This window comes from Stagnihabitans tardus (assembly GCF_009925085.1).
Lineage (GTDB): Bacteria > Pseudomonadota > Alphaproteobacteria > Rhodobacterales > Rhodobacteraceae > Stagnihabitans > Stagnihabitans tardus.
In genome coordinates this window covers 107,292-130,379 of sequence record NZ_JAABNR010000011.1, presented here as the reverse complement: position 1 = coordinate 130,379, position 23,088 = coordinate 107,292, and the positions used below count along the sequence as shown (strand labels likewise).

At 66.2% G+C, this 23,088-nt stretch carries 23 protein-coding genes, 1 pseudogene and 1 riboswitch; of the genes and pseudogenes, 10 read left to right on the top strand and 14 right to left on the bottom strand.

The window, feature by feature from the left end; genetic code table 11:
- Positions 1-74 precede the first annotated feature (74 nt).
- From GV832_RS13055 to GV832_RS13035, 5 genes are all read right to left on the bottom strand, one after another.
- Positions 75-725, bottom strand: a complete 651-nt coding sequence (locus GV832_RS13055; RefSeq protein ID WP_168775370.1) for a sulfotransferase family 2 domain-containing protein — start codon at positions 723-725, stop codon at positions 75-77.
- A gap of 171 nt (positions 726-896) precedes the next feature.
- Positions 897-1,838 carry a 2-hydroxyacid dehydrogenase gene (locus GV832_RS13050; protein WP_168775319.1) on the bottom strand — a complete coding sequence of 314 codons (942 nt, stop codon included), beginning with the start codon at positions 1,836-1,838 and terminating at the stop codon, positions 897-899.
- Complete coding sequence (locus tag GV832_RS13045) at positions 1,835-2,176, bottom strand: tRNA-binding protein (protein WP_168775318.1); 342 nt, start codon at positions 2,174-2,176, stop codon at positions 1,835-1,837. The genes GV832_RS13050 and GV832_RS13045 overlap by 4 nt, the downstream gene beginning before the upstream one ends.
- The gene (gene proC / locus GV832_RS13040; protein ID WP_168775317.1) at positions 2,173-2,970 is read right to left on the bottom strand and encodes a pyrroline-5-carboxylate reductase; all 798 of its coding nucleotides are present in this window, start codon (positions 2,968-2,970) and stop codon (positions 2,173-2,175) included. The genes GV832_RS13045 and proC overlap by 4 nt, the downstream gene beginning before the upstream one ends.
- Positions 2,971-3,024: 54 nt before the next feature.
- Entirely contained in the window at positions 3,025-3,528 is a 504-nt protein-coding gene (locus tag GV832_RS13035) for a type III secretion system chaperone family protein (RefSeq protein ID WP_168775316.1), read from the bottom strand.
- Between the two features lie 308 nt (positions 3,529-3,836).
- Here GV832_RS13035 and GV832_RS13030 point away from each other — a divergent pair, with 308 nt between their 5' ends.
- From GV832_RS13030 to GV832_RS13015, 4 genes are all read left to right on the top strand, one after another.
- On the top strand, positions 3,837-4,163 hold the full coding sequence (locus GV832_RS13030; protein ID WP_168775315.1) for a hypothetical protein: 327 nt from the start codon (positions 3,837-3,839) through the stop codon (positions 4,161-4,163).
- A 29-nt stretch (positions 4,164-4,192) separates the two neighbouring features.
- Positions 4,193-5,128: a copper uptake system-associated protein gene (locus tag GV832_RS13025; RefSeq protein WP_168775314.1), complete on the top strand. Its 936-nt coding sequence runs from the start codon at positions 4,193-4,195 to the stop codon at positions 5,126-5,128.
- 41 nt (positions 5,129-5,169) lie between these two features.
- Entirely contained in the window at positions 5,170-5,721 is a 552-nt protein-coding gene (locus tag GV832_RS13020; RefSeq protein ID WP_168775313.1) for a 2OG-Fe(II) oxygenase, read from the top strand.
- Positions 5,722-6,007: 286 nt separating this feature from the next.
- The gene (locus tag GV832_RS13015) at positions 6,008-6,646 is read left to right on the top strand and encodes a pyridoxamine 5'-phosphate oxidase family protein (protein ID WP_168775312.1); all 639 of its coding nucleotides are present in this window, start codon (positions 6,008-6,010) and stop codon (positions 6,644-6,646) included.
- Positions 6,647-6,805: 159 nt separating this feature from the next.
- Here GV832_RS13015 and GV832_RS13010 read toward each other — a convergent pair whose 3' ends face one another.
- Positions 6,806-7,117, bottom strand: coding sequence for a hypothetical protein (locus tag GV832_RS13010; RefSeq protein WP_168775311.1), 312 nt, complete (start codon positions 7,115-7,117; stop codon positions 6,806-6,808).
- 349 nt (positions 7,118-7,466) lie between these two features.
- Here GV832_RS13010 and lepA point away from each other — a divergent pair, with 349 nt between their 5' ends.
- The 3 genes and pseudogenes from lepA to GV832_RS22530 form a co-directional block, all read left to right on the top strand.
- Positions 7,467-9,266 carry a translation elongation factor 4 gene (gene lepA / locus GV832_RS13005; RefSeq protein ID WP_168775310.1) on the top strand — a complete coding sequence of 600 codons (1,800 nt, stop codon included), beginning with the start codon at positions 7,467-7,469 and terminating at the stop codon, positions 9,264-9,266.
- Positions 9,267-9,312: 46 nt separating this feature from the next.
- Complete coding sequence (locus GV832_RS13000) at positions 9,313-10,335, top strand: hypothetical protein (RefSeq protein ID WP_168775309.1); 1,023 nt, start codon at positions 9,313-9,315, stop codon at positions 10,333-10,335.
- An 876-nt stretch (positions 10,336-11,211) separates the two neighbouring features.
- Positions 11,212-11,646 (top strand): annotated as a pseudogene (locus GV832_RS22530) (Pycsar system effector family protein); the annotation flags it as partial.
- 83 nt (positions 11,647-11,729) lie between these two features.
- Here GV832_RS22530 and GV832_RS12995 read toward each other — a convergent pair.
- Together GV832_RS12995 and GV832_RS12990 are read right to left on the bottom strand one after the other, a co-directional pair.
- Positions 11,730-11,963 carry a hypothetical protein gene (locus GV832_RS12995; RefSeq protein WP_168775308.1) on the bottom strand — a complete coding sequence of 78 codons (234 nt, stop codon included), beginning with the start codon at positions 11,961-11,963 and terminating at the stop codon, positions 11,730-11,732.
- Between the two features lie 483 nt (positions 11,964-12,446).
- Positions 12,447-12,902 carry a nucleotidyl cyclase domain-containing protein gene (locus GV832_RS12990; protein WP_168775307.1) on the bottom strand — a complete coding sequence of 152 codons (456 nt, stop codon included), beginning with the start codon at positions 12,900-12,902 and terminating at the stop codon, positions 12,447-12,449.
- A 362-nt stretch (positions 12,903-13,264) separates the two neighbouring features.
- Here GV832_RS12990 and GV832_RS12985 point away from each other — a divergent pair, with 362 nt between their 5' ends.
- Together GV832_RS12985 and GV832_RS12980 are read left to right on the top strand one after the other, a co-directional pair.
- Positions 13,265-15,172 carry an oxidoreductase gene (locus tag GV832_RS12985; RefSeq protein WP_168775306.1) on the top strand — a complete coding sequence of 636 codons (1,908 nt, stop codon included), beginning with the start codon at positions 13,265-13,267 and terminating at the stop codon, positions 15,170-15,172.
- 132 nt (positions 15,173-15,304) lie between these two features.
- On the top strand, positions 15,305-16,141 hold the full coding sequence (locus GV832_RS12980; RefSeq protein WP_168775305.1) for an EamA family transporter: 837 nt from the start codon (positions 15,305-15,307) through the stop codon (positions 16,139-16,141).
- Positions 16,142-16,227: 86 nt separating this feature from the next.
- On the opposite strand, the gene GV832_RS12975 is transcribed toward GV832_RS12980, so the two are convergent.
- The 6 genes from GV832_RS12975 to GV832_RS12950 all read right to left on the bottom strand — a co-directional run bounded on the left by GV832_RS12975 (position 16,228) and on the right by GV832_RS12950 (position 21,409).
- Positions 16,228-17,433 carry a M24 family metallopeptidase gene (locus tag GV832_RS12975; RefSeq protein ID WP_168775304.1) on the bottom strand — a complete coding sequence of 402 codons (1,206 nt, stop codon included), beginning with the start codon at positions 17,431-17,433 and terminating at the stop codon, positions 16,228-16,230.
- A 399-nt stretch (positions 17,434-17,832) separates the two neighbouring features.
- Positions 17,833-18,030, bottom strand: a complete 198-nt coding sequence (locus GV832_RS12970) for a hypothetical protein (protein ID WP_168775303.1) — start codon at positions 18,028-18,030, stop codon at positions 17,833-17,835.
- A 343-nt stretch (positions 18,031-18,373) separates the two neighbouring features.
- Complete coding sequence (locus GV832_RS12965) at positions 18,374-19,018, bottom strand: response regulator (RefSeq protein WP_168775302.1); 645 nt, start codon at positions 19,016-19,018, stop codon at positions 18,374-18,376.
- A complete protein-coding gene (locus tag GV832_RS12960; RefSeq protein ID WP_168775301.1) occupies positions 19,015-20,388 on the bottom strand; it encodes a sensor histidine kinase in 1,374 nt (457 codons plus the stop codon). The genes GV832_RS12965 and GV832_RS12960 overlap by 4 nt, the downstream gene beginning before the upstream one ends.
- Before the next feature lie 30 nt (positions 20,389-20,418).
- The gene (locus tag GV832_RS12955) at positions 20,419-20,748 is read right to left on the bottom strand and encodes an AzlD domain-containing protein (RefSeq protein ID WP_168775300.1); all 330 of its coding nucleotides are present in this window, start codon (positions 20,746-20,748) and stop codon (positions 20,419-20,421) included.
- Positions 20,738-21,409, bottom strand: coding sequence for an AzlC family ABC transporter permease (locus tag GV832_RS12950; protein WP_227754404.1), 672 nt, complete (start codon positions 21,407-21,409; stop codon positions 20,738-20,740). Before GV832_RS12950 ends, GV832_RS12955 begins: the two co-directional genes overlap by 11 nt.
- A gap of 324 nt (positions 21,410-21,733) precedes the next feature.
- Positions 21,734-21,822: riboswitch (glycine riboswitch) on the top strand.
- Positions 21,823-21,969: 147 nt separating this feature from the next.
- On the opposite strand from GV832_RS12950, the gene gcvT reads away from it, so the two are divergent.
- Positions 21,970-23,088, top strand: coding sequence for a glycine cleavage system aminomethyltransferase GcvT (gcvT, locus tag GV832_RS12945; protein ID WP_435531759.1), 1,119 nt, complete (start codon positions 21,970-21,972; stop codon positions 23,086-23,088).

Sequence of the window (23,088 nt, the reverse complement as noted above, 5' to 3'; positions counted from 1 at the left end):
GATGGTTTCCCAGCAGAAAGCGCCCAAGCCCCGCCCGGCTTGCGGAGGAATTGCGGCAAGCTGGCGGCGCTTGCTTAAACTTCGAAGCGATAGCCGAAGCGCGCGATATCCTCGGCGCAAAGCTCTGCCACCAGGGCCGCCGAGGCGTCAGAGTAATAGGGCCGGAAATCTCGCCCCCTCTCGCTTTCATTGGCGCGCGGCATGGAAAGCCGGAACCCCAGATGCGCCTCGAAAGGCGCGATATCCTCGGCCAGGTGCTCCAGCCGGATATAAAGACTGGCCCGCTCCGCCCCGAAACGGTCCCGCATATAGGCGCCATAGGGCCAAAGCGTCAGCGCCATGCGGGTCTGCGGATGGGCCAGGAAATCCCCAAAACTCAATGCCTTGGCAAGCCCCACCGCCGGATGGGCAAAGCCCTGCGCCCGCAGCCAATGGTAATAGCTGACCATCCGGTCCCAGGGGTTGCGCACCAGGGTCAACGTGAAGAACTCCGCCACCTCCTCATCCGACACCAGCCCCGCGATATCGGAAAGCGTCGAGTGCTTCCAAAGCCGCCCCTGGGTCTTGACCCCCGCAATCCGCCCCTTCCGGGCCCGCGCCTTCGGCGTATCGCCGATCAGGATGTCATCCGCCTTGGCCCGGGCCTCGAGCGCCAGGGTCAGGGCCGTGCCCCCGGTCTTGGGGATATGGATGAAGATATAGCGCCGCCCGCGCGACAGGATCATGGCGCGGCCCCGGTGGAGAGGGCGCAAGCGAGTATTTGGGCAAGTATGAAAGGCAAAGGCGCGGGGGCGGAAAGGTCGGACGCTCCGCGGGGGATATTTATGCCAGTATGAAAGACATGACCCCTTTCATACTGACCCAAATATCCCCGCCGGAGGCATCCGCCGCGCATCTCAGTTGACCGGGTTCAGCAAAGGGCGCCCCTCGGCCCAGGCGATCAGGTTGTCCACCGCCATCATCCCCATGGCCTCGCGCACCTCGAGCGCCGCCGTGCCGAGATGCGGCAGCAGGGTCACGTTTTCCATCGCCATGAGCTCCGGCGAGACCCGGGGCTCGAATTCATAGACATCGAGACCCGCCCCGGCGATCTGACCCGCCTTCAGGCTTGCCACCAGGGCAGCCTCGTCCACCACATCGCCGCGCGCGATGTTGACGAAGATCGCATGGGGCGCCATCTGCGCGAATTGCGCGGCGCCCAGGAGGTGCTTGGTCGCAGGCCCGCCCGGCACCGCCACGACGACCACATCGGCCCCCAGGACCTCCTCCAGCCCCACCTGCCGCGCCGGGAAGCCCGGATCAACCGCAGAACGGTTGTGGAAGACCACCTCCATGCCGAAGCCAAAGTGACAGCGCCGCGCAATCGCCTGGCCGATCCGCCCCATGCCGATCACGCCCAGGCGTTTGCCCGAGACATGCAGCCCCAGCATCTGCGTCGGATGCCAGCCGGTCCACTCCCCCCGGCGGAGCATCCGCTCGCCCTCGCCCGCCCGCCGCGCGGTCATCAGGATCAGGGTCAGGGCGATATCCGCCGTGGCATCGGTCACGGCACCCGGCGTATTGGTCACCGCCACCCCCGCAGCCCGGGCCGCCGCCACGTCGATATGGTTATAGCCCACCCCGAAATTGGCCAGGATCTTGGTCCGAAGCGCACCCCCGAAGACCCCCGCCCCCAGCATATCGCCCAAAGTCGGCAGGACGGCGTCGTACTCTTGCAGGGCAGCGGTCAAGTCGGCAGGGCCCATGGGGGTGGGCCTGTTGCGCCAGGTGACGTCGAACCGCTCCATGGCGCGGCGCACCACGGTTTCGGGCATCGAGCGGGTGATCAGAAGTTTCAAAACAGCCTCCCGCCCAGCGGAACCTCTTGCCCCGGCCCGATCAGCACCACGGCGCCATCCGCATCCGGCACGCCAAGGACCAGGACCTCCGACCGAACCGGCCCGATCTGGCGCGGGGGGAAGTTCACCACGGCCAGAACCTGGCGCCCGACCAACTCCTCCACCCCATAATGCACCGTCACCTGGGCCGAGGAGCGCTTCTCCCCGATCTCCCCGCCGAAATCGACCCACAGCTTGTAGGCGGGCTTCTTCGCCTCGGGGAAAGGCTCGGCGCGGGTGATGCGCCCGACCCGGATATCCACCTTCTCGAAATCTGCATAGGTGATGGGCCCCGTCATTTCCCGAGCTCCCGGCCCCGCTCCGCCGCCGCATGGACCGCTTTCAGCATCAAGGGCGGCAGCCCCTCCATCAGATGCGCCAAGGCCGCCGCCGTGGTCCCGCCCGGAGAGGTCACATTGATCCGCAGTTGCGACGCCGTCTCCGGCGAGCGATAGGCCAATTCCCCCGCGCCGCAGACCGTGGCGCGGGCGAGCTTCATGGCGACCTCTTCGGAAAGCCCCTCGGCCACGCCAGCCGCCGCCATGGCCTCGATCAGGTGAAAGACATAGGCGGGACCCGAGCCCGAAACCGCCGTCACCGCGTCGATCTGCGCCTCGCTCTCCAGCTCCACCACCTCACCCACCGCCGCCATCAGGTCGCGCGCCAGGGCCAAGCCGCCCTGCCCGGCCTTGTTCGCACAGATCCCGGTGATGCCACGCCCGACCATGGCCGGCGTATTGGGCATGGTCCGCACGATAGGCGTCTGAGCCCCCAAGGCCGCCTCAAAGGTGGCAATCGAGGTCCCGGCCGCGATCGAGACAAAGAGCGTCGTCCCATTCCCCAGGGCCTGCAGCGCGGGAAGCGCGGCCCCCATCATCTGTGGCTTCACGGCCAGCAAGGCCACGGCAGGCGCAGGCGGCACGCCCTCGTTCAGATGCACGCCCGAGGCCTTCAGCCAGTCGGTCGGATTGGGCTCGATCACCCAGACCGAGGCGGCGGGCACCCCCGCCTCCAGCCAGCCGGTCAGAAGCGCCGTCCCCATCTTGCCGCAGCCCAAAAGCACCAGACCCTTGCGGGCGACCTCATCCAGCATCCCTGCCTCCCTCTTTGGCGGCAGGTTATGCGGTTTCACGGCAAGGGCAAGGCTTTAGCAGCGGCCATAGGCCTCGGCGATGGCGACCTTCAGCGCGTCCGCGGGCATCTGGTCGGACCAGGAGACCAGCTGGAAGGCCGGGTAGAAGCGCTCGCAGGCCAGGATCGCCTGGGAGATCAGCGTGTCGACCTGTTCAGCCGAGGCCGAATGTCCGCCCGCCAGCACCAGGCCATAGCGCCAGACCATCAGCTTCTGCTCGGCCCACCAGGTGAAGGCCCCGGTCCAGACCATGTCGTTGCAGCGGTTGATCAGGTCATAAAGCGGCGCCTGGCGGCCCTCTGGGGGCTCCATCTCGAAGGTGCAGATCAGCCGCAGCGTCTCGTCCTGGGCCGACCAGGCGAGGGTCAGCGAATAGGTCCGCCACTGGCCCTCGACCGCCATGGCGATCTGGTCATCGGTGACGCGGTCGAACTCCCAGGCGTGGTATTCGGCAAGGCTCTCGACCACGTCGATCGGATGGAGGTCGTCCATCTCGGCGAAATCTTCTGCAATCGACATGCCCGGCCTCTCTTTGGTGGGCCTTGGGGAATAGACCCCTAGCCGCAGGGTGTCTGGCAACCAACTGCGATGCCTGACGCAGTCCTTACTAGATATAGTGAGGCCCTTTTGGGAAGCAGTAAAGCATTTTGTGCGGAAATCTTCTGTGGACAAATGCGCCACGGGGGAGGGCGGGCCGAAACAGGCGGTGACACCACAGCCCCCGCCCGCCGTCCCGGGGTATACCCCGGGCTACGCAGCGGCGCCAAAGCCCCCCTGCGTCACCCCGCAGCATGGACAGGCCCCGTGCAAGGCGCTATCCAAGGCCCATGCGCCTGATCCTGGCCCTCTTCCTCTCGGCTCTCCTCGCCCTCGCCTCCGTTACCGAGGCGGTGGCCCGGTCCGAGATGGCCGGCGCTTCGGCCCAAGAGCTCTGCGGCACCGGCACCATCCTCATCGACGCCACGGGCAAACCCCTCCAGGCCCAACCCTGCACCCATTGCCTCGCCGCCTCGGTCACGGCAACCCTGGTCTCCGCGCCAGCCCTCGCCCGGCCCCTGACCCGCGCCGCCCGCCTCCCCCCCGAGGCGACAAGCCCCGCGCTCTCCCAGCCCCTGCCCCCCGCCCAGGCCCGGGGGCCGCCCGCCCTCCTCTGATCGCGAACCCAAATCCAGATCACGAGGACATGATGAACAGCATCTCTCTCGCCCTTTGCGGCGCCCTTTTCGCCCTTCCCGCCTTCGCCCATGACGGGGTCCACATCACCGACCCCTTCGCCCGCTTCACCGGCCCCTCGGGCGCGGCCTATTTCCAGATCACCAACCACGCCCACGAGGCCGACCGCCTCGTCTCGGCCTCTTCGCCCGATGTCGGCATGGTGATGATCATGACCAATGCCGCCGACGAGAACGGCGTCATGAAGATGATCGACCTGCCCGAAGGCATCGCGGTCGAGGGCGAGACCTCCCACGACCTCGCCCCCGGCGGCGACCACGTCATGCTCATGCATCTCAAGCATGACGTGAAGGACGGCGACACGGTCTCCGTCACCCTGGTCTTCGAACATGCCGGAGAGGTCACCCTGGCTGTCCCCGTGATGAACGACCGCAAGGATGCCCCCGGCGATGGCCCGACCGAGTTCGACGCGGCCTCGGGCGAAAAGCACTCCGCCGTCGAGACCGGCGCGATGAGCACCACCGACCAGGGCGCGATCATCGCCACGATGAAGGCCATGTTCGACAAGCCCGAGGCGCCGCTGACCGTCGATCCGGTCGTCGTCATGGGCGACAGCGCGCTGGCCTCCTGGGCCCAGGGCGACATGGCGGGCCGTGCGCTCCTGGCCCGCAAGGACGGCGCCTGGGAAATCGTCCTCTGCGCCGGGCCCGAGCTGCGCGCGGCCGATTTCCTGGCGCAACACGGGGTTGCAGGGGCCGAGCACCTCTCGGCCATGTTCAACGCCGCCGAAGACGGGCTCGGCGCCGAGGCGGTGGCTCGCTTCTCGACCTTTGCCGAGGTGGTGATGGTCTCCGACCCCGCGGCCCATGCCGACCACGCCGCCCATGGGACGGATGGCCAGGCCGCCGATCCCCATGCCAACCACAAGCACGGCACCGCCCCCTGACCCAGACCGGGGGGGCGCTTGCCCCCCCAAGGACCGAAGCCATGACCCCCTTCCACCTGATCCCCGAAGCCCTCAGCCCCGCCGAATGTGACGCGCTGATTGCGCTTTGCCAGGGCCATGAGATGAAGGACGCGGGCCTGGTGCGCCAGACCACGGCGCACCAGATCCGCCGGGCCGAGCTGTCCTGGCTGGACGATATCCCCGAAGCGTCATGGGTCATGGACCGCATGATCCGCCTGGTGGCCGAGGCCAACCGCGCGGCCTTTGGTTTCGACCTGACCGATTTCCTCGAAAGCCCCCAGGTCGCGCGCTATGGCGCCGAGCGTGAGGGCCATTTCGACTGGCATTCCGACATCGGCTCTGGCCAGGTGGCGGCCAAGCGCAAGCTGACCATCGTGGTCCAACTCTCCGACCCCGCCGATTACCAGGGCGGCGTGCTGGAACTCCGCCCCGACAGCAACATCCGCGAGGTCGAGCGCGCGCGCGGCACGGCGGTCCTCTTCCCCTCCTTCGTCCTGCACCGCGTCACCCCGGTGACCGAGGGCACAAGATGGAGCCTGACGCTCTGGACCCATGGCCCGGCCTTCCGGTAGGGTGGCGCCACAAGCTGCGTGTGACCACGAGCCCTCCCCATGGCACATGGAGACGCGCCAAATCACGCCCCCTCCCCCAGTCCAATCGACCCCACCTTCCGGTCATGGTGCGTGAGATCACGCCCCCTGCCCCCGCCGCGCATGCGGCGTGCAGGTTTGCCCCACAAGGTGCGTGTGAACACGCCCCCTACCCCGCGCCCCATTACCTCCACTGCGGCGCGAGACATCCGCCCTATCCCGCCCAGGGTGCGTGCTTGCACGCACCGCCCCCCCCGAAAGCCCCGCCATGACAGAACCCTCCGACCGCACGCGCCTCCGCCGCTTCCCGGGCAAGGCCGATTACGACGCCGCCACGATCCATGCCGTGATCGATGCCGCCCCCCTGGCCCATATCGCCTATCAGATGGAGGGCGCGCCCATGGTCCTCTCGACCCTGGCCTGGCGCGAAGGGACAAGGGTCTTCTGGCACGGCTCCTCGGCCAGCCGGGCGCTGCGGGCGATGGCGGGGCAGCCCATCTGCCTTTCCGTGACGACGCTGGACGGGCTGGTCCTCGCACGCTCGGCCTTCGAGCATTCGGTCCAGTTCCGCTCGGTCATGGTGATGGGACGGGCGGAGGAGGTGACCGAAGGCAAGGCGGCCCATCTGGAAGCCATGGTCGAACGGCTCTTCCCCGGCCGCTGGGAGCAGTTGCGCCCGATGACCGCGCAAGAGGTCAAGGCGACCAAGGTCATGGCGCTGGACCTCTCCGAGGCCTCGGCCAAGATCGCCACGGGCGGCCCCGAGGACCCCGAAGAGGACCGCGCCTGGCCCGTCTGGGCCGGGGTGATCCCCCTGTCCCTGCAGGTCGGAGAGCCTCAGCCCGAAGCCGACAGCCCCCCGGACGCTCCCCCACCCGTGCTGCGCTGGAGCCTTGAAACGGACTGACGGCGGCCTTCTGGTAGGCTGCGTGATCTCACCCGCCCTGCTCCGCCCCGCCCCGTAGCCCGGGGTATACCCCGGGTCCCCCCCCAGCAGACGAACCGGCAAACGAAAAGGCCGCCCGAAGGCGGCCTCTCACGCGGGTTCCCCCCGGCCGAGACGGTCTCAGCCCTGGCAGGCCATGGCCGCCTGTTGGCCAAAGACCTCGTAGCGGTCCCAGAAGGCATCGTCGCGGGCCGATTGCGACATGCGCACGGTCTGGGCCTTGTCGGGGTTCTTGAAGAACGAGGCCACGAGCCGCTGATCGCCGCCGCCCAAGGTCACATTGGCGACGCGCTGGATGCAGGAGCACAGCTGCCGATTGGCCGCATCGCGGTCCGAGCGCAGGCAGGCATTCTCGATCGGACCCGCAAAGGCCCCGCCCACCATCATCAGGGAAAGGCCCGCAACCGCGGCGCCGAAAAGCATTCTGCTCATGTCTTGCCTCTGCTCCGAAGGGCTGCACCTGCGCGCCCTTGCTGTTTTTCTTGCCCGCATTATGACGATTCGGAACGCTTTTTTCAACCCGGGCAGAGACTTGCGCGGATTTCCGCCCTTTCCCCTCCCCCCGCCCCAGATCGGGTAGGCCCCAGACTCCGCCCCGCAATATCTGCCCCGACCCCAAGCCCCTTTCACCTTGGCCCAAATATCCCGGAGAGGTCCGGAGAGGCAGCGCCTCTCCGGGGCTGCCGCCCGTGCCACGCCCCCCGCCCGAATCCCTTGCGAATCCCCAAGGAATCCCGCCCGCCCCCTTCCCCGCCACGCCGCCTTCCGCTATAGGCAGCCCATGACCGATCTCGCCCATATCCGCAATTTCTCCATCGTGGCCCATATCGACCACGGTAAATCCACGCTCGCCGACCGCCTGATCCAGGCGACCGGCACTGTCGCCCAACGCGACATGAAAGAGCAGATGCTCGACTCCATGGATATCGAGCGAGAACGCGGCATCACGATCAAGGCCAACACGGTGCGGCTGAACTACCGCGCCAAGGATGGGCAGGACTATATCCTGAACCTCATCGACACCCCCGGCCACGTCGACTTCGCCTACGAGGTCTCCCGCTCCATGCGCGCCGTCGAAGGCTCCCTCCTGGTGGTGGACGCCTCGCAAGGGGTCGAGGCCCAGACCCTGGCCAACGTCTACCAGGCGCTCGACGCCGGCCACGACATCGTCCCCGTCCTGAACAAGATCGACCTTCCGGCGGCCGAGCCCGAACGCGTCCGCGCCCAGATCGAAGACGTCATCGGCCTCGACGCCAGCGACTCTGTCCTGATCTCCGCCAAATCCGGCATCGGCATCCCCGATGTGCTGGAGGCCATCGTCACCCGCCTCCCCGCCCCGAAAGGCGACCGCGACGCGCCTTTGAAGGCCATGCTGGTCGACTCCTGGTATGACGCCTATCTCGGCGTCGTCGTCATGATCCGCGTCATCGACGGCGTGATCAAGAAGGGCGACCGCATCCGCATGATGGCCACCAACGCGGCCTATGGCATCGACAAGCTCGCCGTCCTCCGCCCCCAGATGGTCGACATCCCCGAACTCGGCCCCGGCGAAATCGGCATCTTCACCGCCTCGATCAAGCAGGTCCGCGACACCCGCGTCGGCGACACCGTCACCCACGAACGCAAACCCTGCGACGCCCCCCTCCCCGGCTTCAAACCCGCCCAGCCCGTCGTCTTCTGCGGCCTCTTCCCCGTCGACGCCAACGACTTCGAGACCCTGCGCGATGCGATCGAGAAACTGGCGCTGAACGACGCCTCCTTCTCGACCGAGATGGAGACCTCCGCCGCCCTCGGCTTCGGCTTCCGCTGCGGCTTCCTCGGCCTGCTGCACCTCGAAGTGATCCGCGAGCGCTTGGAGCGTGAGTTCGACCTCGACCTCATCACCACCGCGCCTTCCGTGGTCTACCACCTGCACATGAAGGACGGCGAGGTCCGCGACCTCCACAACCCCGCCGACATGCCCGACCTGACCTATGTCGACCATATCGAAGAGCCGCGCATCAAGGCCACGATCATGGTCCCCGACGAATACCTGGGCGACATCCTCAAGCTCTGCCAGGACCGCCGCGGCATCCAGCAGAACCTGACCTACGCCGGCTCCCGCGCCATGGTCGAATACGACCTGCCCCTGAACGAAGTCGTCTTCGACTTCTACGACCGCCTGAAATCGGTGACCAAGGGCTATGCCAGCTTCGACTACACGATCAGCGAATACCGCGAGGATTTCCTGGTCAAGATGTCGATCCTGGTGAACGACGAGCCGGTGGATGCGCTCTCGATGATGGTCCACCGCGACCGCGCCGAGATGCGCGGCCGTGGCATGGTCGAGAAGCTGAAAGAGCTGATCCCCCGCCACATGTTCAAGATCCCGATCCAGGCGGCCATCGGCGGGCGGGTCATCGCGCGTGAGACGCTGAGTGCGATGCGCAAGGACGTGACCGCCAAGTGCTACGGCGGGGATGCGACCCGGAAGAAGAAGCTCTTGGAGAAGCAGAAAGAGGGCAAGAAGAAGATGCGCCAGTTCGGGAAGGTCGAAATCCCGCAGACGGCGTTCATCAACGCGTTGAAGATGGATTCATGAGGGGTAAGGCGGCCTTGGCGCTAACTTCAATTGGGAGAAAACAACTATGAACCTCGATGAAATGCAACGCCAACTCGCTAGCATTTACCCGAATGCAGATATTCCTGTTCAGTTCATGGTCAACCGGATTTCGGCCAATACTGGGGTGGTGGTAACAAACCACCTTGCAGGAACGGTGCACGATGACCCGTTTGTAGAGATTGTGGCGTGGTCAATTGCGATTTTCTCCAAGGCTCGCAAAAGTTTCTGGCAAGAAATTCTGCTGCGTTACCCAAATCAATGCTATCGCTGCCTCGAGCCCGTGTGCATCTGCAAGCCAAGCGGCGGCGCACCGCGAGAGGTACCAATTTGGCGAGCAAGGGAAGAGCGAATTTCCAGGGGCAATGCGATTATCAACTCAATTCTTAGTGGAGCCCACACAGGAAAGTCGGGACGAATCCCTTATATTTCAGAGCCCCCGACGCTTGACCAAGTTTCCGAAATGCTAGCTCGAATTTACAGCAGAAATGACACGAGGCACCAGTATAACAGGGACTCAATCTTTACCGATGTTCTGCGTTGCTTGGGGCGCCTTTCTCACGAAATGTGCAAAAAGGATAACGATGCTTCCCGAGAGGCACTGACCGATCATGTTCTGTCGCTTCTCGCATGGATTTTGGCTGTTTGGCGCCTTAGCTCAGAGGGCAGACCAACATTCAGTCCTACAGAAGCGTTTCAACGCAGATACTTGAGAGGCTGCCCAATCTGCGCCCGCGTACCTTGCACATGTGGCGACAACAGATTCAATCGCCTCTCATCGTTTGATATCGTAGCTAGCGATATGTCCACGAATGACCCCAGAGTTGAGTTCCTTGCTCAACTTGCGAAGGTAAACACGCTCTTGCAGCAGGAAGCGCTAGATGCGCTTCCAGTCGAAATGGCGGGATCCAACAAGAACACTATCTTGGAGCGACTTGAGAGCAAACGGAAGGCATTGGAGAGCATCGACAAAGCTTCTGACTCGATTGGATCAATCGGAAAGAAGCTTGCAGCGCTGACTTCTTGGGTTATTGACAATCTACCCGGCTAAGCGAACAGTTGAATTCACTGCGAGCTACCAGATGTGTCAATACTGCGCGCGCTCGCGCGGCCACTACTCACCGAGATAGTTGTGCGTGAATTCAAACACCGCAACCGCCCTGCAGCGCCCGCCAATTCAACTAGGCATAGTGCGAGAAATCACGCGTCCTATCGCAAATCCAGGGGGATCGAGTAATAGGGCTCACCCATGGGCAGCGCGATCGACTAGTTCTTCATCGGGTCTAATCTGGAAGCTGGAACTCACCCTCCCGCTCACGCACAAAGCGCACCTCGTAGCCCGGGGCCAGTGGCCCCGGGTTTAACCGCCCGACCGACGCCAAACTACCACAAAACCCCAAACCTCTCCCCCCACCGTCCCGGGCTTGACCCGGGACCTCGACCAGACGAGCGCAACCGCTCTACCCAACCCCGAGGCCACGGCCCCGGGCTACGCTACCCCCCACCCGATCACCCCACGGCCCACCCCACCCGCGCCCACCGCCCCGCCCGCGAAAGCTTTCGCGGGCGTTCGGACCTCAAATCGGTCCACTGGACCGATTTGACCCCATGGCCCAAGGGCCATGGGGTCGGTCCGAACCCCAAAAACCGCAACCGCTCCACCCACCCCCGGGGTGCCCCCCGGGCTACGGGGCTACGCTATCCCCCACCCGAGCACCCCACGGCCCACCCCACCCACGCCCACCGCCCCGCCCGCGAAAGCTTTCGCGGGCGCATCGCGCCTCAAATCGGTCCTCACGCCACCCGCGCAAGCCCTTAACAAAACCCTAACAAAAAAACGAAAACCGTGTATTATCCGAGCCTTGCCCCCTCTTGCACACGTGCAAGAGCCCCTGACTCCGCCGAGCAACCCTCAGACAGGCCCGCCATGCCCCCGACCCGAGACCCCCACGAACACCTGGAATGGCTCCTCCAACTCCAGCTCGACTGGATCAAGACCGCCGAAACCAAGGCCGCCGCCGTCGTCTGCCTGGCCCTCCTCTCGGTCGGCGCGGCCCTCATGGGCAGCGGAAGGGCCAGCTACCTGACCCCGGCCCTCATTGCCCCCGGCTTCGCCCTCCTGGCAGCCCTCTTTTGCTGCCTGATGGTCGTGGCCCCCCGCTCCGGGGGTCCGGCCGGCTTCATCTATTTCGGACACATCCTGGACAGGACCCTCGATGACTACCGCAAGGCCATGGCAGCCCAGGGTTTTCTAGTCCCCACGACGGACCTCCTCGCCGCGATCCACGCCTGCGCGGGCTTTGCCAAGACCACGCACGAGCTGGTCGGACGCGCCATCCATTTCCTGCTCTTGGGCCTCGCCCTCACTGCCCTGGTCGATTACCTGCAGATCCAGGCCTGGCGTCCTCCCCGCGAAACCCCGCGGAGAGGAGCCCTCATTCCGCCTCAGGAGACCACGACCCGCCCGTCCTTGCCGATGGGGCGCCAGGTGCCTTCCCCGTCGTGGACGAAGTGCAGCACGAACTCCACCCGGTCACCGACCTTGACCTTGGCCCCACCCATTTCAACGGTGAAGGGACCATGCTCACGTGCCGCATATTCGTCGACCTTGACCTTGACGAGGCCATCCACTTGCCGGACTTCGCCCTGCAGCGTGGTGCCCCCGCGAATGACCTGCATGGCCTTCTTGTGCGGCTGTCCGGGCTTGGCGACGAAACAGACGACCTCCCCAATATAAGGGGTCCCCCGCGGACGAAGTTAGCGAAGACGCAGATCATCTGCTCCTTCTCGGGGTTGTGACGCTGGATCCAGGCGGAGTTCCCCGCCGCGTTGAATGCCTTGCAATGGCCAACCATGGTGGTCTCGGCCAAGCTGGTGAGGGTTGCGAAGCCAGCCCCCGTTTGCGTGAAGTTGGACGGCACCGGCACATGGGCCCCACCAACCGTCGCGCTTGCCCTGTGTCTGGGCCGCGTTGGCCGAAGAACCGGGAGGTCCATCCCACCTCATAGGCCGGGGTCGGCGGCAAGCCCTTCAGGGAGAGCCGCCCCAGGAACTTGGTCAGATTGCCGGCATCGTCGGAAATCAGGCCCAATTCCCGGCTCATGAAGCGCCACTTGATGTCGCCGTTCATCGCCGTGTTGATGATGATTCCATTGGGAGCAATCACCGAATTGAGGCGGAAGACCGCGTCGACTTCCTCGCCGACATAGTCCTCCCCCCCTCGACCACGCCCACTTTCCAGTTCACGACGCTCGCGTTGACGATGCCGGCAGAGACCCGGACCTGCATCTTCGCGTCGATCTCGCGCTCTTCGCGCAGCTTATCGAGTTCTCTCTGGATCGCCACAGCGGCCCGCAGGGCATCGTCTTCGGGATCACGTTCAAAGGGCGGGAAGGCGAACGGGAACCCGTCGCCCGGGAACTTGACCACGCGACCATTGTACCTTGTGACCACGGCAAGGATCACCGGCATGCAGTTGTCGTACTGTGCCCGCCAGGTCGTGGCATCGGCATGCGACCTAAGGGAACTGGAATTCACGAGGTCGACCACCAGGACGACGATGTCCTTCTGGTGTTTACCGTGCACCAGGTCGAAGTTGTAAAGTTGTGCATCCGTCATGGCGCGTCACTCCCCGGAGAAAGCAACGGTCGGCTGGGCGCGAAGCCCCCTGACGCGGGTGGAGATGCCAAACGTTACGCATGCCCCCCTTGCCAGATTTTTGGAAAAAGGCATCAGTCGGCATGCCGACCTATCGACGTATTGCATGGCATCTCCAATTGTTGAGAAATTTACTTAGGCGTTTTTCAAGGTAGTTTTATGGCGCGCCTCCCACGAGAGGCGACACGATACTCATAAATGCCGCATCGCAAAAGCCAACCGGGGGCTGCAGGAAAAAACGCGCCCCCCCTGCGCCTCCTCGCCCCAACGTTACGCTTTCCCTGCGGGGCCACCTCCGCCATCCTCCCCGCAAAGGAGGCCCCATGCACCCCCATCTCTTCACCCCCCTCCCCCTTCGCCCCTTCACCCTGAAGAACCGCCTTGTCATGGGGTCGATGCATACCGGCCTCGAAGAGCGCCACGATTGGCCCGCGCTGACGCGCTTCTACGCGCGTCGCGCCCAGGGCGGTGCGGCCTTGATCATCACCGGGGGCATCTCGGCCAACGCCGAGGGCGCGGTCTTCCAGGGCGCGGCCGAGTTGACGGAGGAGAACCTCCCCCACCATCAGAACCTCACCGCCGCGGTCCACCAGGCGGGCTCCCGGATCGTCCTTCAGATCCTTCACGCCGGCCGCTATGCCTTCTCCCCCGCCTGCGTCGCCCCCTCCGCGCTCAAGTCCCCCATCTCCCCCTTCGCCCCGACCGAGCTCACCGAAGAGACCATCGCCAAGCAGATCGCCGACATCGCCGCCACGGCCGCCCGGGCGATCCGCGCGGGCTATGACGGAATAGAGCTCATGGGATCAGAGGGTTACCTGATCAACCAGTTCCTTGCCCCCAAGACCAACCGCCGCACCGACCGCTGGGGCCTTGACCGCCGCCTCTTCGCCCGCGAGGTCACAAGCGCCACCCGTGCCGCCATCGGTGACGCGCTTCTCATCTTCCGCATCTCGCTCATCGACCTGGTCGAGGGCGGTCAGACCTGGGAGGACACCGCCGCCCTTGCCCGCGAGCTTTCCCCCCTCGTCGATATCTTCAACAGTGGGATCGGCTGGCACGAGGCGCGGGTGCCCACCATCGGGCAGATGGTCCCCCGCGCGGCCTTTGCGCCGCTGACCGCCCGCCTGCGCGCCCTGACCGATACCCCGGTCATCGCGGTCAACCGCATCCCCGACCCGCAGACGGCCGAGGCGATCCTGGCCAGCGGTCAGGCCGACCTCATCGGCCTGGCACGGCCCCTGCTGGCCGACCCGGACTGGCCGAACAAGGCCCTCAAGGGCCAAAGGATCACCCCCTGCATCGCCTGCAACCAGGCCTGCCTGGACCACACATTCGAGGGCAAGGCCGCGACCTGCCTGACCAATCCCGCCGCCGGGCGCGAGGCGGAGTTCGCGCCCCTCCCCGCCACGCCCCGCCGCATCGCGGTCGTGGGTGCGGGGGCTGCGGGCATCGCCTGCGCCCTGACGGCGGCCCGGCGCGGCCACCTGGTCACGCTGTTCGAGGCCCTGGGCCAGATCGGCGGCCAGATGCGGCTGGCCGCGAAAATCCCCGGCAAGGAAGAGTTCCTGACCCTGCTCGCCTTCTATGAGGCCGAGCTTTCGCATCCCAACATCACCTTGAAACTGAACACGAAGGCGACCGAGGCCGAGCTTTCGGGCTTTGACGAGACGGTCATCGCCACGGGGGTCCGCCCCCGCAAGTCCGCCCTGCCCGGCCCGGACTACGCCCAGGCGCTGAACGGCGCGGCCCTGGGCCCCAGGGTCGCCATCATCGGCGCCGGCGGGATCGGCTTCGATGTCGCGGCTTTCCTTTTGGGGCACGAGGACTTTGCCAAGGAATGGGGCCTGGGCGATCCGGCCACGACGCCCGGAGGTCTGACCGCGCCTGAACCCAAGGCCCCCGCGCGGGAGATCTGGCTCTTGCAGCGGTCGAAGGGCAAGCCGGGGCGGGGCCTGGGCAAGACCACGGGCTGGATTCACCGGGCGCATCTGGCGGCCCATGGGGTGCGGATGCTGGGCGGGGTGGAGTATCTGCATTTCGACGCGCAGGGGCTCCATATCCTGCGCGACGGCCTGCCCGAGATCATCCCGGCGACCGACCTTGTGATCTGCGCGGGCCAGGAGCCGGTGGCCGAGCTGATGGGGCAAAGGATCGGAGGCGCGCGCGATGCGGCGGGCATCGACGCCAAGCGCGCCATCGAAGAGGGCACAAGGCTGGGCTTGCAGCTTTAGACCTTGCGGTGCGGGGCCCCTGAAACCTCTTTGGGTAAGTCCAGCCCTGCCCCGCTCCCAAGTCCAACGCGTCGAAGACTGGACCGCGAGGTGACAGTTTTGTAACAAGGCCCATCGCAGCCCGAGGCGCCAATGTCCCTTTTCGTCATGCTGGCCGTCCTCGGCTCGGCCTTCTTCCATGCCCTGTGGAACACGCTGATCAAATCCGGCACCAACCGGATGGCGGCCACGGTGATCCTGAGCCTTGGAGAGATTCCCTTCGGCATCGCGGTCGCGGTCTCGCGTCCCATGCTGGCCACCGAGGCGCTGCCTTGGGTCTTCGCGGCGGGCTGCACGCATTTCTTCTACAAGCTGTTCCTGACCCTGGCCTATCAGCGCGGCGACCTCAGCCGGGTCTATCCCATCGCCCGGGGCACGGCGCCCTTGATCATCGCGGTGGTCTCGGCGACCTTCCTGGGCGAGGTCCTGACGCCGCATGAATTCGCCGGAATCATGGTCCTGGGGCTTGGCATCCTGATGATGGCCGGAGGGGCGATCCTTGGCGGAGAGAACCGGAGGCTGATCCCCTTCGCCCTGGGTTCGGCGGTGGCGACCTCGATCTACACGATGATCGACGCACATGGGGCGAAAGTGTCGGGCGATGCGGTGGCCTATGTGGCCTGGGTCTTCATCGCGGATGGGCTGTTCTTTTCGGTCGGCGTGACGGCCTGGAAGGGCCTGGGCTTCCTGCCGCGCGAGGTCAAGCCCTGGGTCACCGGCCTGACCGCGGCGGCGGCGAGCTATGTGGCCTATGCGATCTCGATCTGGGCGACGACGGTGGCGCCGGTGTCTTTGGTGGCGGCGCTGCGGGAGACCTCGATCCTTTTCGCCGTGGTCATGGGCTGGATCTTCTTCCACGAGCGGATGACGCGGTCCAAGGCCCTGGCGGCCTTGGTGATCGTCGGCGGCGTGGTGCTGACGCGGTTGTAACCCGGGGTATACCCCGGGCTACGCGGTTGCAAATCGAGCGCTCTGGTGTCGCAGCGTAGCCCGGGGTACACCCCGGGCCACCGGCCTCAGCCGACGATATTGGTTTCCGGCCCATAGGGATACTTGGTGATATCCTCGTTGCCATCCTCGGTGATGAAGAGGATGTCATGTTCGCGGTAGCCCCCCGCCCCCGGCTGGCCTTCCGGGATGGTCAGCATCGGCTCCATCGAGATCACCATGCCGGGTTCCAGCACCGTGTCGATATCCTCGCGCAGCTCCAGCCCCGCTTCGCGGCCATAGTAATGCGACAGGACGCCGAAGGAATGGCCATAGCCGAAGGTGCGGTATTGCAGCACCTGGTGTTCCTCGAAGAAGGTGTTCAGCTTGGCGGTGACCTCCGCGCAGGAAACGCCAGGCTTCAGGAGGCTGATCCCGTATTCATGCGCCGCCACGTTGATATCCCAGATCCGACGCGAGGCCGGGTCGCATTCTTTCACGAACATCGTCCGCTCCAGCGCCGTGTAATAGCCGGAGATCATCGGGAAAGTGTTCAAGGACAGGATATCGCCGCGCTTGAGCTTGCGCGAGGTCACCGGGTTATGCGCGCCGTCGGTGTTGATGCCGGACTGGAACCAGACCCAGGTGTCGCGGTATTCGGCATCGGGGAAGCGTTTCGCGATCTCCAGCTCCATGGCGTCACGGCCAGCCATGGCGATGTCGATCTCGCGCAGCCCCTCCTTGACCGCCTCACGGATGGCAAAGCCCCCCACATCGGCCACCGCCGCGCCGTGGCGGATGATCTCCAGCTCGGCCGCGGATTTGTGCATCCGCTGCTCCATGACGGCCTTGGAGATATCGACCCCGCGCTTCGGCTTGAGGAAAGCGTTCAGCTTTTCGGACTGCACCAGCGTCAGGTGATCGGCCTCGCAGCCGATGACGCGGCCCTCGCCCGTCACCGAGGCCACCGCGCGCCAGTAATTGTCGCGCTGCCAGTCGGTATAGGTGATGTTGTCGCCATGGCAGCGCCGCCAGGGTTGCCCCGCGTCGATCCCGGCCGAGATCGTCACGCTTTCCGTCGCCGTGACGACAAGCCCGTAGGGCCGGCCGAAGGAGCAATAGAGGAAGCCCGAATAATAGGCGATCGAGTGCATCGAGGTAAAGACACAGGCCTCGACGCCATGGTGCTCCATGATCTCGCGCAGATCGGCCAGGCGGGCGTCATATTCCGATGCGGCAAAGGGCAGGACCCGGTCGCCCTGGTGGAAGCGGTATTGTTGCGGACGGTTCGTCATCGCAGACCTCATGCAAGGGGTCCGCGCCGGACCCCGAAAGGTCCCGGCGTACAGGACGACAGCGGGCGGACCCGCAAGCGGTGGGAAGACCCGGGGCGACGCCATCGCCCATGCTCGCCGTCAGGATGGCTGGGGCGGAGCGGCTTTGCAAGCCCGTTCCCGACAGAAGCTGGCGCAAAAGGGACAGGCCGCGCCGCGAGGACGGAAAAGGGCGGGCCTCCCCCCGGAGCCCCGCCCATCAACGGCCCAAGGCCGTTGCCCACCGCAGTGGGGCTGGATGAATGTCGCGTGCCCTGGCTTGCGCCTGTGGGGTGTCATCCGGGGCCGGATCGCCGCAGGGCGGATCGACAGCCGCCGGGAAGGCTGGGGCAAGGCGACAGGCGCCCTGCCCCGACCGGATCAGCAGCCGGGCTTGCCCACGTCGCCCGCACCGTCGCAGCCCGAACCACCCGGGGTGCGCGGACGGCGACCGCGGCGGTCGAAGGTGTCCATCATCGAGATATCGTGCAGGCCGGCCTTCAGCACCGTGGCCGAAACGGGGGCGACGGTCGAGAGGGTGGCGGCGATCAGGGTGGCGGTCAGGATCAGGGTCTTCATGGGAACCTCCAGGTTGGTGTTGAGAGCATTGTTGCTCCGGTGAACCCAATCTGGCCGATTCTCCCCTTTCAGGGCACGGATGGAGGTCTGGCGAAAATCGGCCCTTTTCTTGGACCAGGGGCCCTGGCTTTTCAGACCAAAGGCCCTGTCCCTTGAAACCTTACCCGCCCAGGCCCTATCCGCTCTGGCCCAATCCAGCCTTGCCCAACCCGTTTCAAACCCGCCAACCCTGGGCGCATCCTCCCACCCGGAACCAGGCCGCCCCGCGTCAAGACCGCCCCGCACAACTTTCCCCCGGCAGCGCCGCCCGAGGGGGCTCGATGCCCCCTCGGGCGGCACCCCCTCACCCCTTCAGATGCTGCCGCGCCAGCATGGCCGCCTCGACCCGGTTCCTCACCTGCAGCTTCTGCAGGATCGAGGTCATGTAATGCTTGACCGTCTTCTCCTGCAAATCCAGCGCCTCGCCCACCTCCCGGTTGGACTTGCCCTGCGCCACCAGCTTCAGGATATCCTCCTCGCGCTTGGACAGGTCATCCAAGGGGTTCTCCGGCTTTTCCGCAGGCCGCCGCATCGCCACCAGCAAGCGCCCCGCAAGCCCCGGAGAGACGTAACTCCGCCCCGCAGCCAGTTCCCGCACCAGCTCCGCCAGCTCCTCCGCGCCCACGCCCTTCAGGATATAGCCCAGGGCCCCCAGCTTCAGGGCCTGCATCAGGTCCTCATCCGCCTCCGAGGCCGTCAGCATGGCCACCTTGGGCGGGGCCTCCAGCGCCATGATCCGCGCCAGGGCGCCAATGCCGCCGCCCTTCGGCATCGAGATGTCCAGAAGCACCACGTCAGGCCGCAGGCTGGCGACCAGCCCCGCCACCTCCTCGCCGTCCTTGGCCGCCCCCACGACCTCGATATCCGCTTCGTCGCCCAGGCTCATCACCAGGCCGTTGCGATAGATCGGGTGGTCGTCGGCCAGAACCAGCCGGATGATGTCGCTCATTCCACGCTCCGCAAATCAAGAACCATGCGCAATTCGCTGCCCTTGCGCCCATCGAGGCGCGGGGTCAAGGACAGCTCTCCGCCAAGGCTTTCCACCCGCCCCGCAAGCCCCGCCAGCCCCAGCCCGTAAAGGTCGTCGCCAATCCCCGCAGCGAGCCCCGGCCCCGCGTCCAGCACCTGCGCCACCAGGGCGCCGTCAGTCTCCGAGACCCTGACCTCCTGCCCGACCCCGCCCCCATGGCGGAAGGCATTGGTCAGCCCCTCCTGCACCAGGCGGCCCAGGCAGATCTTCACCGCGATCGGCATCTCGGGCCCCAGCTCCAGACTCAGCGCCACCTCCGTCCCGGTCCGCGCCGCATGGGCATCGACCAGGCCCCGGATCACCTCGCCCATGTCGCGCTTCTCGATCTCGGGCAAAGACACCCCGCGCGAGATATTGCGGATCTCGGAAATCGCCTCGCGGATCGCCTTCTGGATGCCGTCGATCTCGCGCTGCCCCCGCTCATCCGCCCCCTTGCGCAAGCTGTCCAACCGCAAAGCCGCAAAGCCCATCAGCTGCGCGGGCCCGTCATGCAGGTCTGCCCCGATCTGCCGCAAGGCCTGGTCGTTCAAGGCCGAGAACCGCGCCGCCGCCCCCTGGACCTTGATCCGCAGGCCGACATTGCGGCTGGCCATCTCGGCCAGGGCCTCGAGCTGGGCCTGGATGATCCGGCTGCCGCGCAGAACGATGGCAAAGAGCGTGCCGAAGATCCCCGCCATGACCATCAGCACAGCCATCCAGGACGAGAGACGCGCCTTCACCAGGTCGGTCTGCAACTGGGTCGCGACCTCGTAGAACTCCGCCACCGCGATGACCCGGCCCGAGCCCCTCTCGCGGATCGGCGTATAGATCTGCAACAGGGGCAGGTTCAGCGCCCGCTCCGCCGCATTCTCCTCGTCGTCCAGATGGTTGAACGAGGCCACGACTTCGCCCTTCCAGGCCTCGACCACGTCGCCTTCATCGGGAAAGCTCCGCCCCACCACCGCCGCATCGGTCGAGGCCACGACCCTTTGCCCTGCCCCCCAAAGCTTGAAGCTGACCACCCTCTTGCCCAGCGTCGTGCCGCGCAAAAGCTCGGCGATGGCGGCCTCGGAGGCGGGGGTCAGGGCCTCGGCATTGGCCATATCCTGGGCCAGGGGCTCGATGAAGCTTTCCATGTAAAGCGCGGTCGTGTTGGCGGCATTGCGCACCACCGCGCCCTCGATCCGGCCCGAGACCCAAAAGCCCACAAGCCCCGTGGCCAGCGCCATGACAAGGCCGCCGGCCAGGGCGAATTGCCCCGCCAGGCTCAGGTCGGACCACCAGTTGCGCGTGTCATCGGTCAGGCTCATGGGGTCAGCCTAGCGCCCGGGGGCCGCCGATCATAGCCCCCCCATCGCCGCAGCCGCGATGCCCGCCGCGAGCGCCCCCGCCAGGGTGGCCGCCACGACCGACCGCCGCCAGACCCAGACCGCGATGACCGCCGCCGTGCCCGCGACAGCATGGATCAGCTCCGGCCCCGCCGCACGGGCCAAAGGCAGGACCTCGGCCACAAACAGCGTCGCAATCGCCGCCGGTCCGGTCGAGGCCAGGAACCGCGCCACCCAGCCCCTTGTCCCCATGCCGCCGAGGTCGAAGCGGATCGGCAACCAGCGCCAAAGGTAAGTGAGCCCCCCGGCGATCAGGCAAAGGATCAGGACTTCACTGCGCATCCCGCGCCCTCCAGGCCACCCCGGTGACCGCCCCGGCGATCATGCCCGCAAAAAGCCCAAGCGTGCCCGCCGCCTGCAAGGTCTCGACCCGGGCCGAAAGCCCCAAGGTCACCACAACCGTCGCCAGGACCGAGGCCAGGATCACCGGCACCTGCGCGCGGCTCAGGATCGAAAGGAGCAGCGCCAGGAACAAGGCAGGCAGCATGAAATCCAGGCCCGCCGCGACCGCGGGCCAGGCGTCCAAGGCGCCGCCGCCCGCCCAGGCCCCGGCGGCGGTCCCCGCCACCCAGGCCCCATAGGCCGCAAGGCCCAGAACCGCCATGAAGCCTTCCGAAAACCGCTGCCCCCGCGCCATGGCGCCCAGGGCCGCGCCAAAGACCTCGTCGGTCAGCGCAAAGGACCAGATCCCCGCCCAGCGCGTCGCGGGCCGCCCGGCCTTCTGCAAGAGGACCGGGCCATAAAGCACATGCCGCAGGTTCATCGCGGCCAAGGTCAGCCCGGCCAGGACCACCGGCGTCCCCCCGGTGATCAGCGCAATCGCCAGGAACTGCGCGGCGCCTGCAAAGACGATGATGGAAAGCCCCATGGCCTCCCACCCCGAAAGCCCCGCCCGCGTCGCCGCCACCCCGAAGGAGAAGGCGATCGGAAAATAGCCCAACATCAAGGGCAAAGCCTCCAAGGCCCCCGCCCAAACCCCGCTTCGACCTTCCGTCATCCCGCCTCGCTCCCCCGCTTCATCCCAAAGCCCCCAAATCGCGCCCTGCTTTCAATTTGGCCCAAATACGCCCTTCCTCCGCCCTCCCCAAATCCCTTTCATACTTGCTCAAATATCCCGGCCGAGAGGTCTGGAGGCTGCAACCCTCCAGCGCGCCCCGCCCAAGCCCAGCTAAGCCGATCCCGCGCCCGCCTTCCAGCCCCGCATGCATCGGTATGCAATCGTATTCCCCCCTCTGGACAAAACCGACGCTTCGCGGCTAATCTGCGACCGTCAGGTTCGGGAGAATCCGCAGTGATGCGGTGCCGAAGGAGCAACCGCCCCGGTAAACTCTCAGGCGCAAGGACCGTTCCTGGCAGGAAAACTCTGGAGAGTGGCGTTCGCGCCCGCCGAAGGGATAACGATCTCAGGCGCCGAAAGGCAGGGACAGAGGGGGCATCGAAGGGCAGGGATTGGTCTGCCCGATCGGTGCCGGAGGCATGCCCCCGGCCATCAAGGAGGGCGTCTTGCAAGATGACCTGTTGAAACTGGGGCTCGATGCGCTCCACCGCGACTGGGGCGGCCGCATGGTGCCCTTCGCAGGCTATGACATGCCGGTGCAATACACGGAGGGCGTGCTGAAAGAGCACCTCGCGACCCGTTCGGGCGCCGGGCTCTTCGACGTCAGCCATATGGGCCAGGTCATCCTGCGGCCAAAGACCTCGATGACCGAACTGTGCCTCGGCTTCGAGGCGCTGGTCCCCGCCGATGTGCTGGACCTCAAACCCCTCCGCCAGCGCTACGGGCTTTTCACCGATGCCATGGGCGGGATCCTCGATGACCTGATGTTCGGCAACCGGGGCGATCACCTCTTCGTCGTGGTCAATGCCGCCTGCAAGGCCCAGGACATCGCCCATATGAAGGCCCATCTCTCCGCCGTGGCCGAGGTCCTGCCCGTGACCGACCGCGCGCTTCTGGCGCTTCAGGGCCCGGGGTCCGAGGCGATCCTTCAGGCCCTGGCCCCCGGGGCGGCGGCCATGCGCTTCATGGATGTGGGTTACCTCGATTGGCAAGGGGTCGAGCTCTGGGTCTCCCGCTCGGGCTATACCGGCGAGGATGGCTACGAGATCTCGCTGCCCCAGGCCCGGGCCGAAGCCTTTGCCCGCGCCCTGGTGGCGGCGGGCGCCCAGCCCGTGGGGCTTGGCGCGCGGGATTCCCTGCGGCTCGAGGCCGGGCTTTGCCTTTACGGCCATGACATCGACCGCACGACCTCTCCCATCGCGGCCAACCTGTCTTGGGCGATCCCCAAGGCGCGCCGTCGCGGCGGCGAGCGCGAGGGCGGCTTCCCCGGCGCCGAGGCCATCCTGCATGAGATGGCCCAGGGCCCGGATCGCCTCCGCGTCGGCCTTCGCCCCGAGGGTCGGGCCCCGATGCGCGAGGGGACCGAGCTTTACCACGGCTCCGACCTGATCGGGCGCATCACCTCCGGCGGCTTCGGGCCCTCGGTCGGCGCGCCCGTGGCCATGGGCTATGTCCCCGTGGGCCTTTCCACCCCCGGCACCAGGATCGAGGCCGAGCTGCGCGGCAAGCGCCTGCCCGTCACGGTCGCGCCGCTGCCCTTCCACCCCACCACCTACAAACGCTGA